This window comes from Jiulongibacter sediminis (genome assembly GCF_001306455.1).
GTDB classification, from domain to species: Bacteria; Bacteroidota; Bacteroidia; order Cytophagales; family Spirosomataceae; genus Jiulongibacter; species Jiulongibacter sediminis.
This window is the reverse complement of record NZ_LGTQ01000017.1, coordinates 1-11,442: the sequence shown is the minus strand read 5'-3', so window position 1 is coordinate 11,442 and position 11,442 is coordinate 1. Positions and strand designations below refer to the sequence as shown.

Below are 11,442 nucleotides of genomic sequence, written 5' to 3'. Positions count from 1 at the left end.
ACGATTATGAACCATATTTTGAACATCAAAAAGTTCGCTTTGGCAGTAGGAATGGCCGCTGCCGTTTTTTACATGGGATCTGCCTTGCTCATGCTCATTGCAGGAAAAGAAGGCACCGTAAAATTCTATAATGCATTGCTTCACGGGATGGACACCTCCAGCTTTATTCGGATGGACGTACCCATAACGGATTCCCTTCTTGGGGTACTATTGGCTATTATTCTTGGAGCTGTGATTTTAGATGGAAAACAGAAAAAAATGTTGAGTTGACATGAAAATTATCAAAGCATCTGGCGAAAGTGCCGTTTTCGATGAAAGCAAACTTCTTCGATCATTACTTCGGGCAGGGGCCAGTGAGTCCTTAGCAAAGGAACTTTTGGTCGAGATAAGAGATAGCCTATATGAAGGGGTCAGCACCACCGAAATTTATAAAAAGGCCTTTGGTCTTTTAAGAAAGAGGGCCCGGCCCTCTGCGGCACGCTACAAATTGAAAAAGGCTATCATGGAGTTAGGGGAGACAGGTTATCCCTTCGAAAAGTTCGTAGGTGCTCTTTTAGCTGCAGAAGGGTTTAGCACGCAAGTAGGAGTTATTGTGAAAGGGGCTTGTGTATCGCATGAAGTGGATGTCATTGCAGAGAAGGATAATCGCCATTTTATGTGCGAATGCAAGTTTCATAGGTTGCAGAACCGTCGCTGCGATGTAAAAATCCCTCTTTATATCCATTCACGGTTTAAGGATGTGGAAGAACAATGGCTTAAGAAACCCGGCCATGAAGCCAAATTTCATCAGGGCTGGATTTTCACGAATACCCGTTTTACATCAGATGCCACGCAGTATGCCGCATGTGCCGGAATGCAACTGATTAGCTGGGACTATCCCGAAGGCAATGCCATTAGGGATAGGGTTGACAGAACCGGTATTCACCCGATTACCTGCTTAACTACACTAACCCCTGCGGAGAAAAAAGTATTGATCGAGAAAGATATCATAACCGTAAAGAACCTTTCTGAGAATTCCAGTTGGCTTACTGAAATAGGTATAAAAAGCCTAAGGTTAAAGAAGGTAACAGAAGAGATATCTCAGCTTAGAAACTCAGATTTATCAAAACAAATAAATGTTTAAATATTAAATAAAATCAAAATGAAAAAAACAATTCTAACTATCGCTTTTGTGGCCACAGTTCTATTCTCATCCTCTTTGGTTCTGAGCTCTTGCGGCAATACAAGTTCAAGTGAAGACACGCATGAACACATGGAAGGGGATCAACATGGTGATATGGATCATAGTAATATGAATCATGGAGATATGGAAATGGCAGATGCCACTTATGCTTGCCCTATGCATCCGGAGATTACCGGAGTAAAAGGAGATAAATGTTCCATTTGCAATATGGATCTGGAGGAAGTGGAAACAGAAGAATAAGTTTAAACGAAGATCGGGAAGCTTCCCGATCTTCTTAAAATAAAGAATACAATGGAAGCAAAACACGAACACCATCAGCACCAACATTCGGCAGAAGATATGCCAAATGAACATGAACACCATCATTCGGCTCAAAACCCAGCTCATGGAGAGCACGGTCACGACCACCATAAAATGATGATTGAGGATTTCAAAAGGAGATTTTGGGTTTCCCTGTCATTGACTATACCTGTTTTGCTTCTATCACCCATGATTCAGGAGTGGCTAGGGGTAAACTGGGGTTTTACTTTTGACCGTTACCTCCTTTTTATCCTTTCGTCGCTCATATATTTCTATGGAGGATGGCCCTTCCTGAAGGGTTTGTTCAGTGAACTAAAGAGCAAAAAGCCCGGCATGATGACGCTGATCGCCATAGCCATTTCGGCCGCTTATTTCTACAGTGTGGCTGTGGTTTTTGGATTAAAGGGGAAAACTTTTTTTTGGGAATTGGCCACCCTGATAGATGTCATGCTGGTGGGTCATTGGCTCGAAATGAGGTCTGTGCTCGGAGCCAGCAAGGCTTTGGAGGCACTGGCAGAGCTAATGCCAAATGAAGCAAACCTAGTTCATGGCGACCATGTCATGAAAGTGAGGGTCTCGGAACTCAAACATGGGGATGTCATTTTAATAAAACCAGGAGAAAAGGTACCAGCAGATGGGCTAATTACTGAAGGCCAAACCGACATCAACGAAAGTATGCTTACCGGAGAAAGTAAGCCAGTGTCAAAAAGTACGGGTGATTTAGCTATCGGAGGTGCCATCAATGGCAATGGGGCTATTCGGGTTCAGGTAGAAGGCATTGGAAAGGAAACCTATTTGTCGAAGGTTATCGACATGGTAAAGTCTGCTCAGCAGCAGAAATCTAAAACTCAACGCCTGGCAGATGTGGCGGCCAAATGGCTAACAGTCATTGCTTTAGTAGTGGGGTTCGGGACTTTCTTTGTTTGGCTTTCCTTAGGCCAGGAATTTTCTTTCGCCCTGGAAAGAATGGTTACCGTCATGGTGATTTGTTGTCCACATGCCTTGGGCCTGGCGGTGCCATTAGTTGCGGCTATTTCTACCAGCGTATCGGCAAAAAATGGTCTGTTAATCAGGAACCGTACTGCGTTTGAAAACTCCCGCAAAATTTCTACCATCGTATTTGACAAGACAGGAACCTTGACAAAAGGGTCTCACGAAGTTAAACGTATAGTGAGCCTTTCTGACAAATACGACCAAAGAGCTTTACTGACCTATACTGCGGCGGTAGAGAGTCTTTCAGAGCATCATATTTCTAAGGGGCTAGCCAAAAAAGCGAAGGAGGAAAAATTAGACTTGCCTGAGGCGTCTGATTTTGAGTATCATGCCGGAATAGGCGTAAGTGGGACAGTTAATGGTAAGAAAGTGCAATCAGGCGGTGGAGTATTAATCAAGAATTTGGAAATCAAGTTACCTGAAGAGGAAGAAGAGGTAGAAACAAAAGTTTATACTCTTATTGACGGGGAACTTATAGGCTACATCAGTTTTGTGGACCAAATTAGAGAAACTTCTTACGATGCCATTAAAAGGCTTCAGGATAACGGCATAAAATGTTCGCTACTAACAGGAGATAACGAAAAAGTGGCGGCTTACGTGGCCGAAGAACTTGGTTTAGACAATTACATGGCCCAGGTTTTACCAAACCAAAAGCAGGACAAAATAAAGGAATTGCAAAACGCAGGTGAATTTGTGGCCATGACCGGAGACGGTGTCAATGATGCCCCGGCGTTGGCTCAGTCTGATGTGGGTATTGCCATAGGTTCAGGCACAGATGTGGCCGCCGAAACAGCGGATATCGTACTGGTTAATAGTGACCCCAAGGATATTGCTAACCTGATTTTGTTTGGAAAAGCAACGCATAAGAAAATGGTACAAAATCTGGTTTGGGCCACCGGCTATAATATAATAGCCCTTCCATTGGCCACCGGCTTCATACCCGGCCTTATCATAAGTCCGGCTTTTGGGGCTGCTTTGATGAGTATTAGTACCATCATCTGTGCAGTAAATGCACAATTGCTCAAAAAGGAAATGCAATGAGACAAAACAGAATTATTAATAAGATGAAATTACCGAATCGAAAAACTCTTCTTTTAGTCCTTTCCACCTTATTGGTAGGTCTATTTATGGGATGGCTCCTCTTTAGGAGTACCAAAGAGGAAGCTGCTCTGAATCAACATTCGACCGCGTCGGATGGCGTCATCTGGACTTGCTCCATGCACCCACAGATAAGGCAGGGCGAACCTGGACAGTGCCCGATTTGTGGCATGAACCTTATACCGCTTGATGACGGTGCGGAAGGCCAGGACAATCCAATGGAAGTAAGAATGTCTCCAACTGCCATGCAATTAGCCAGTGTGCAAACGGATATTATCCGAAAAGGAAAGGCCGTAAAAGAGCTTCGCTTATCTGGCAAAGTTCAGGTGGATGAAAGAACACTTTCCAGGCAGACGTCACACCTGACCGGCAGAGTGGAGAAGTTGTATATCAACACGACCGGCGAATTTGTACCTAAGGGGAAAGTCATTGCCGAAGTTTATTCGCCCGAATTGGTCACCGCTCAGGAAGAACTCTTCGAAGCACAAAAGATGAAGGACTTACAGCCCGCTCTGTTTGCTGCTTCAAAAGAAAGACTAAAAAACTGGAAACTAACAGACGAACAGATAAATAGGATTCTGGAGGCCGGGAAACCAACGGAAACCTTCCCCATTCTTTCAGACATTAATGGGGTGGTAACTAATAAAAAAGTCCAATTGGGCGATTATGTACAAAGAGGTTCATTGCTCTTCGAGGTGGCCAATTTATCACAAGTTTGGGTTTTGTTTGATATTTATGAAAGTGATCTAACCTGGGTAAAAACAGGTGATCTGGTAGAATATACAGTTCAAGCCCTACCCGGACAAAAATTCTCAGGAAGAATTAGCTTTATCGACCCGCTCATTAATCCGGCAACAAGGGTAGCCAAGGCCAGAATTGTGGTAAGTAACCTTGGCAATAAGTTAAAGCCGGAAATGTTTGTAAGTGGCATTATCAAAAGCCAATCTGTTGGTAGCAAGGCAGACTTAATAGTGCCCAAGTCGGCCGTTATGTGGACGGGGGATCGTTCTGTGGTATATGTGAAAACCATGAATGAACAAGGGCTGAACTTTCAAATGAGAGAGGTTTTGCTAGGCCCTTCACTGGGAAGCTCGTATTTAGTTACAGATGGTTTAAATGAAGGCGAAGAAATAGTAACCTATGGCACATTCAGCATAGATGCTGCGGCTCAGCTCGCCGGAAAGCCAAGCATGATGAATCCTTCTGGTGGTGCAGCTATGACAGGGCATAATCATGGCGGAATGACGGCTGAAAATACCTCAGCAAACATACAACACAGTTCTCATTCTAAAAGTGTTGTAATTGGTTCCAAAGCAAAAATGGAGTTAAAGCTGATGTTAGATAGCTATATTAAACTGAAAAACGCTTTGACAGATGACAACCTGAAAAATGCAATTTCAATGGCCAAGGAAATGAGTACGGCTCTAGGCAAAGTGAACATGGGGGTATTTAAAGGAGAAGCCCATATCATTTGGATGAAGCACAGCAGTGTACTGGAACTTGAACTTCAAAAAGCCAATAAAGCCAATGAAATAGGAAAGATGCGTGAATCGTTCAAAAGCATTTCTGATCAAATGGTACTATTGGTTAAATCTTTCGGCTCAATTGACGGCACCCTGTATATTGATTACTGCCCTATGGCAAACAACAATCAAGGAGCTGAATGGCTCAGTAAGGAAAAGGATATTAAAAACCCCTACTTCGGAGCTTCGATGCTGACATGTGGAGAAGTGAGACAAGAATTCAATTAATAAGTCTGTAAAAATGAAAAACTGCTGCCAAACAGAGAGTCAGGCCTCACCTTCCAAACTTATGATTTGGGTAAAGAGAATTATTTGGTTCTCTATTGCTGTGATTCTTCTTATGGTTCTAATAGATCAATTTAGCAATTAATAAAATCTTAAAACATGAATATCAAACGCATATCGGTTTTTTCTCTAGCTGTTTCAGGAAGTTTAATTCTAGCTAGCTGTGGAAATAGTAGCAATACAGAAAACCATAATGACATGAGTCATGAACACCACGAAGGCATGGAACATGACCACAGTTCTCATCAGCACTCTGAATCAAATGAAAGGAATGTTTCTTCAAATTCAGGTGAGTTAAAGGGTGATTTAACCCAAATTTTAAACGCCTACTTTGAAATGAATAACCATTTGATAAAGGATGACGCTTCGGGAGCTCAGAAAAGTGGTGAACAATTAGAGCAAGCACTTCAATCGTTTAAAGCAACCAATTTATCCGAAGAAGAACAAAAAGAGGTAAACGAAATATTGGAAAGTGCGATTGAAAACGCCCAACATATTGCTAAAAGCGAAATTGATCATCAAAGGGAGCATTTGGTCTCACTAAGTACCGATATAAAAGACCTTATTGCCATTATTGGTACTACACAGAAACTCTATGAAGATTATTGTCCAATGGCTAATAACAATGAAGGAGCTATTTGGATCAGTCAAACAGAAGAAATCAATAATCCTTACATGGGAAGTAGCATGCCAGCATGCGGAAAAGTGAAAAAGGTGATTGAGTAGATGAAGAAAATACTTAAGAGAACATTAGTTGGTTTATTGGTAGTATTAGTCGGGATACAATTTATCCCGACTGATACCAACCAACAAGATGGTATCCCTGAAATAGATATCAGGTATGTTTATGGCGTGCCTGAGAAAGTCATAAAGGTACTGGAAACATCATGTTACGACTGCCACAGTAATAATAACAATTATCCATGGTACAGTAAGGTTCAACCTGTGAGACTACTTATGGATAAACACATACGTGAAGGAAAGAAAGAATTGAATTTTAGTGAATTTGGTAGCTATTCTGAAAGAAGAAAACGGAATAAAATGCGTGCAATTACAGAGCAAATTGAAAAGAGTAAAATGCCATTACCCTCATATTTACCAATGCACGAAGAAGCAAAATTGTCTAAAACTGACAAGGAAATATTAGACAATTTTTTAAATGATATAAGAAAAGAATAAAATATGAAAAAGTTACAAATACTGTGTATTTGCCTGACATGGTTAACTGTTCAACCGCTTTTTGCTCAAAATTTATTTGAGAAATCGGTGGAAGGAAATGTAGATGATCTTCCAATAAGAGAGCACACCATTACTATTTCTAAGCAGAAAGTAAACCTGGCAGGTAAAGAGGTGATGGGAATGACCATTAATGGCGGTATTCCAGGGCCGACTTTAAATTTTACGGAAGGGGAATATGCCGTAATCTACGTGAAAAATGAAATGGAAGAAGAAACTTCTGTTCATTGGCATGGTTTGTTACTGCCTAATTTTTATGATGGTGTTCCATATCTTAACACTCCTCCTATTGCTCCGGGAGAAACTCAGAAATACGAGTTTCCCATTAAGCAGTCTGGGACCTACTGGTATCATTCACATACAATGCTTCAGGAACAGAGTGGTGTGTATGGTTCAATTGTGATTCAGCCTAAAGAAAAGAAAAAATCCTATGATCATGAATTGGTGATGCTTCTCTCAGATTGGACGAATGAAAAACCAATGAATGTCTTACGAAACCTGAAGAGAGGAAATGAATGGTACAACGTAAAAAAAGGAACTGCTACCCCATTGAATCAAGTAATTTCCCGAGGTGCACTTGGAGCACAGATGAATTTTTGGAAACAAAGAATGGAAAGTGCGGATATCGCTGATGTTTACTATCCTGCTTTTCTAATTAACGGAAAGAATAGCCATGAATACAACGAGTACAAACCAGGCGAAAAAGTAAGACTAAGAATAATTAATGGAGCGGCATCTACCCAGTTTTGGATGACTTTTGGAGGTGGAAATCCAACCTTAATATCAGCAGATGGATTAGATGTAGTACCTGTAAAGAAAAACAAGTCTTTTATTGCCATTGCAGAAACTTACGACTTTGAAGTAACCATTCCCGAAAGTGGTAAAATCGAGTTTCTCATAACTGCCCAAGACGGTTCTGGTACTGCTTCAGCTTATTTAGGTACAGGTGATGTACTAGCAGCTCCTTCAGTTCTCAGACCTGATAAAATCGGGATGATGAAACAAATGGCTTCAATGGACATGCGTATGGGTGCACCAGCATTAAAATTTAGACCTAAAAAAGATAATCCTCATGAGCTGATGAACAATTGGGGAATGCAGATGGACATGTACAAAGAAAAACATTCAATGACTAACCCTTCCTCAAACGGTCACGCAGATCATATGCAGATGGATGATCATTCAATGGCTAAAACTCCATCAATTAGTCATGGAGATCATATGCAAATGGAAAACATGGCCCCAGATTCAACAAGTATGGCCTCTATGCTCATGGATAAACGAGAAGAATCTATGGGTGATATGGAGATGGGAGCTATGAATATGTTCGCAGAATACAATTATGACGACTTAAAATCTCCTGAAAAGTCTTCTTACGACAAGAACCTTCCAGTAAAAGAGATTTTATTAAACCTAACTGGAAATATGAATAGATACATCTGGAGTATGAATGGAATTCCTCTTTCAGAAACAGATAATATCAAGATTAATGAAGGAGAAGTAACAAGAATCACCTTTAATAACCTCACCATGATGCACCACCCTATGCACTTACACGGTCACTTTTTCAGAGTTATTAATAAAAATGGTGACTACTCTCCATTAAAGCATACGGTGAATGTACCTCCAATGCAAAAAGTGACTATTGAGTTTTATGGCAATGAATATGGTGATTGGATCTTTCACTGTCACGTCCTATATCACATGATGGGTGGCATGGCCAGAGTAATGAGTTATGGAACTCCTCCTGACAAAAGAATGAAACCATATCCCGTTTCTAAACTAATTCACGAGACCAATAAGTTTTACTCTTGGGGTACACTCGATTTGGGTTCGCATATGGGAGGGTTAAACTTGACTACTTCCAACATTAGAAACCAATTCAATTTAGGAGTTGAATACGGATGGAATCAGAATTTGGAGGCGGAATTCACCTACGAGTACTACCTCTATGACTACTTTAGAATATTTGGAGGTGTGAATGTCGAAAATAGCACAAGAAACAGTTTAGACAATATTAATCCTACTGCTATTGTGGGAGTTCGTTGGTTTTCTCCATACATGTTTGATGTAGATTTCAGAATTGATAATGAGCTCAGACCTAGATTAGGAATAGGTAGATCAGTAATGCTCTTTCCAAAGTTCTCCATATTTGGTTATTACGAATACCAATTTGAAGCTAAACGGAAGAACAATCCAGAAAATAAAATTACTTATTCACAGGAAATTGTTTGGAACACAGGAGCTCAATACCTGTTGTCAAGAAATTTTTCTTTAACAGCTAGCTACGATAATCGTTTCGGTGCTGGTGGCGGTTTATCAATTAGATTTTAAAATCCAATTGATAAAAAATTTTCACTTTCTAAAGTTATGTCTTTGTAATCTTCATATAAATATTCAAACTATTCTTTCATTGCTTGTAAAAATAGCTATTTATGCCTAATGACGATCCGATTGCTCGTTTACTTAAAGCTTTCAATGATATACAAAATTTAAGCCCGGAGGTTGAGTACAAGTTTGCCGAATTGTGTAAAAGTATTGAAGTAAAGAAACATCAAAACCTTCAGTCAATTGGTCAAACGTGTAGAACTATTTATTTTGTGAACGAAGGAGCGGCTAGAATTTACTATTACAAGGAGGACAAAGACGTGACCGAATACTTTGCTTTTGAAAACGATTTGATCATTAGAGCCGAAAGCCTGTTCACAGGTAAACCAAGTCATAAAGCAATTCAGACATTGAAGGATACCTCTTTTATTGCTATTCCTGCACCCCCTCTCTTTGAACTATTTGATCAATATCATGACTTGGAACGTCTATTCAGAAAGCTTTTAGAAAAATCCTATGTTGAGACTATTAATAGGCTGGAAAGTTTACAGTTTCAAACAGCGGAAGAACGATACCAGACACTTATGACCAAATCGCCGGTGGTAGTTAGGGAAATACCTTTAAAGCACATTGCCTCCTATTTAGGTATTACACAGGTAAGTCTGAGCAGAATAAGAGCAACCATCACCTGATTATTTAACATTTGTAAAAGGAATTGATTCTGACAACTATGTCCTTTGTTTTAACAAAATTTCAATAAGATGGAACAAAGTGAGATCAATACCAATACATTAAGAGCATGGCTGGATACAGGCAAAAAAGTAAACATTCTGGATGTCAGGCCAATGAATGAAAGAGAGGAATGGAAAATTCCTGGTAGTATTCACATAGATGCCTATGACGAACTGAAAAAGAAGAATCCTGAGGCATTAAAGTTGGTTGACTTTGACAAATCAATTCCTGTGGTCACAGTCTGTGCGGGAGGAAAAACCAGCTTAATAGCAGCCGAAATGCTTCATAATTCAGGATATGAAACCTACAACCTGCAAGGAGGCATGAAAGGTTGGAGCCTTTCATGGAACACTGCTTCAATAGTCTTTGATGATTTTGAAGTCATACAATTTAGACGTACGGGTAAAGGGTGTCTTTCTTACATAATCGTTTCGGAGCAGAAAGCCATGGTGATTGATGCCTCTTTGCCCGTAGAGACTTATCAGGAATTTCTGGATCATAAAGCACTTACACTTAAATATGTTGCAGATACGCACATTCACGCAGACCACCTCAGTAGAACAAAGGAATTGGCTGAAAAGTATGGGATTAGACCTTCACTTCCATCCAATGACAAACTAAATTATCCCTTCAAGGATATTGTAGATGGACAAGATTTAAGCATTGGCAACATAAAGGTTAAAGCCATTCACACGCCCGGCCATACTTTGGAAAGCACCTGTTATTTGATCAATGATAAAGTGCTGTTAACCGGAGATACGCTGTTTACCAATGGTGTAGGAAGACCAGACTTAAAAGCTGACAAAGAAGAAGCGGTGAAGAAAGCAACATTACTTTTTCATTCCATTCAAAAGATCATAAGATTAGACCAATCAATAATCGTAATGCCAGGTCACACCAGCCAGCCCGTAGAATTTGATAATCAACCAATACAATCTACACTGACACAGATAGTTAAAAACACGCCATTGCTCAAAGAAAGTGAGCAGGAGTTTGTTCAGTCTTTGCTGAAAAGGATTCCCAACCCTCCAGAAAACTATCTAAAGATTGTGGAGAAGAACCTTATAGGAGATTTTACAGATGTAAATCCTATTGATCTGGAGGCAGGTGCTAATCGTTGTGCTATATCGTAAAAGCCATGGAAGTTAAATTGGGTCTAAAAGAGAACTGGAAGCAGTTCACATTATTAGTCATTATCAATGCCTTTGTGGGCGGTATGGTAGGCTTGGAACGTACCATTCTTCCTCAGATAGCGGAGGCAGATTTCGGCATAGCTGCCAAAACTGCAATATTATCATTTATTGTAGTCTTCGGAATCTCGAAAGCAATTACTAACTATTACACAGGAGCATTTGCCAATAGGATAGGTCGTAAAAACTTATTAGTAATTGGTTGGTTAATTGGACTGCCTGTTCCACTTATTCTGATCTATGCTACAGACTGGAACTGGATAATTGCCGCTAATATGCTCTTGGGTATCAATCAGGGATTAACATGGTCTAGTACTGTGGTAATGAAAATTGATCTCGTAGGTAGTAAAAATAGAGGTCTTGCGATGGGCATCAATGAATCAGCCGGGTATTTAGCGGTTGGTATCGTGGCCTTTCTTACCGGCTGGATGGCGTCAGAATATGGGCTTCGTCCATATCCTTTTTATTTGGGAATCGCTTTTGCTATAGTAGGTATAATGTCAAGTTATTTTCTTGTAAAAGATACTGTTCACCATGTCAACTCCGAAATAAATGCAAGCCAAATCAAGAAACT

The 11,442-nt window shown here is 40.2% G+C and carries 11 protein-coding genes; all 11 read left to right on the top strand.

Features of this window, described 5'->3' with window-relative positions; genetic code table 11:
- The first annotated feature begins 6 nt into the window (after nt 1-6).
- Nucleotides 7-270, top strand: coding sequence for a DUF5676 family membrane protein (locus tag AFM12_RS19170; protein ID WP_055152005.1), 264 nt, complete (start codon nt 7-9; stop codon nt 268-270).
- Nucleotide 271: 1 nt separating this feature from the next.
- On the top strand, nt 272-1,123 hold the full coding sequence (locus AFM12_RS19165) for a restriction endonuclease (RefSeq protein WP_055152000.1): 852 nt from the start codon (nt 272-274) through the stop codon (nt 1,121-1,123).
- A gap of 18 nt (nt 1,124-1,141) precedes the next feature.
- Nucleotides 1,142-1,423, top strand: a complete 282-nt coding sequence (locus AFM12_RS19160; protein ID WP_055151997.1) for a heavy metal-binding domain-containing protein — start codon at nt 1,142-1,144, stop codon at nt 1,421-1,423.
- 51 nt (nt 1,424-1,474) lie between these two features.
- Complete coding sequence (locus AFM12_RS19155; RefSeq protein WP_055151994.1) at nt 1,475-3,517, top strand: copper-translocating P-type ATPase; 2,043 nt, start codon at nt 1,475-1,477, stop codon at nt 3,515-3,517.
- A gap of 23 nt (nt 3,518-3,540) precedes the next feature.
- Nucleotides 3,541-5,325 (top strand): efflux RND transporter periplasmic adaptor subunit, encoded by a 1,785-nt coding sequence (locus AFM12_RS19150; RefSeq protein WP_055152059.1) that lies wholly within the window; start codon nt 3,541-3,543, stop codon nt 5,323-5,325.
- A 156-nt stretch (nt 5,326-5,481) separates the two neighbouring features.
- Nucleotides 5,482-6,108: a DUF3347 domain-containing protein gene (locus AFM12_RS19145; RefSeq protein WP_055151991.1), complete on the top strand. Its 627-nt coding sequence runs from the start codon at nt 5,482-5,484 to the stop codon at nt 6,106-6,108.
- Nucleotides 6,109-6,561: a heme-binding domain-containing protein gene (locus AFM12_RS19140; RefSeq protein WP_055151989.1), complete on the top strand. Its 453-nt coding sequence runs from the start codon at nt 6,109-6,111 to the stop codon at nt 6,559-6,561.
- 3 nt (nt 6,562-6,564) lie between these two features.
- Complete coding sequence (locus AFM12_RS19135; RefSeq protein ID WP_055151986.1) at nt 6,565-8,952, top strand: multicopper oxidase domain-containing protein; 2,388 nt, start codon at nt 6,565-6,567, stop codon at nt 8,950-8,952.
- Between the two features lie 101 nt (nt 8,953-9,053).
- A complete protein-coding gene (locus AFM12_RS19130) occupies nt 9,054-9,638 on the top strand; it encodes a Crp/Fnr family transcriptional regulator (protein WP_055151983.1) in 585 nt (194 codons plus the stop codon).
- Nucleotides 9,639-9,707: 69 nt separating this feature from the next.
- Nucleotides 9,708-10,811, top strand: coding sequence for an MBL fold metallo-hydrolase (locus AFM12_RS19125; protein ID WP_055151980.1), 1,104 nt, complete (start codon nt 9,708-9,710; stop codon nt 10,809-10,811).
- A 5-nt stretch (nt 10,812-10,816) separates the two neighbouring features.
- The coding region (locus tag AFM12_RS19120) for an MFS transporter (protein ID WP_131458496.1) at nt 10,817-11,442 on the top strand (626 nt) is incomplete at its 3' end.

What these genes read in the sequence shown, in the direction of transcription:
- AFM12_RS19145 (WP_055151991.1), top strand. Translation starts at nt 5,482, where the DNA reads ATGAATATCAAACGCATATCGGTTTTTTCTCTAGCTGTTTCAGGAAGT.
- AFM12_RS19150 (WP_055152059.1), top strand. Translation starts at nt 3,541, where the DNA reads ATGAAATTACCGAATCGAAAAACTCTTCTTTTAGTCCTTTCCACCTTA.
- AFM12_RS19170 (WP_055152005.1), top strand. Translation starts at nt 7, where the DNA reads ATGAACCATATTTTGAACATCAAAAAGTTCGCTTTGGCAGTAGGAATG.
- AFM12_RS19130 (WP_055151983.1), top strand. Translation starts at nt 9,054, where the DNA reads ATGCCTAATGACGATCCGATTGCTCGTTTACTTAAAGCTTTCAATGAT.
- AFM12_RS19140 (WP_055151989.1), top strand. Translation starts at nt 6,109, where the DNA reads ATGAAGAAAATACTTAAGAGAACATTAGTTGGTTTATTGGTAGTATTA.
- AFM12_RS19125 (WP_055151980.1), top strand. Translation starts at nt 9,708, where the DNA reads ATGGAACAAAGTGAGATCAATACCAATACATTAAGAGCATGGCTGGAT.
- AFM12_RS19160 (WP_055151997.1), top strand. Translation starts at nt 1,142, where the DNA reads ATGAAAAAAACAATTCTAACTATCGCTTTTGTGGCCACAGTTCTATTC.
- AFM12_RS19155 (WP_055151994.1), top strand. Translation starts at nt 1,475, where the DNA reads ATGGAAGCAAAACACGAACACCATCAGCACCAACATTCGGCAGAAGAT.
- AFM12_RS19135 (WP_055151986.1), top strand. Translation starts at nt 6,565, where the DNA reads ATGAAAAAGTTACAAATACTGTGTATTTGCCTGACATGGTTAACTGTT.
- AFM12_RS19165 (WP_055152000.1), top strand. Translation starts at nt 272, where the DNA reads ATGAAAATTATCAAAGCATCTGGCGAAAGTGCCGTTTTCGATGAAAGC.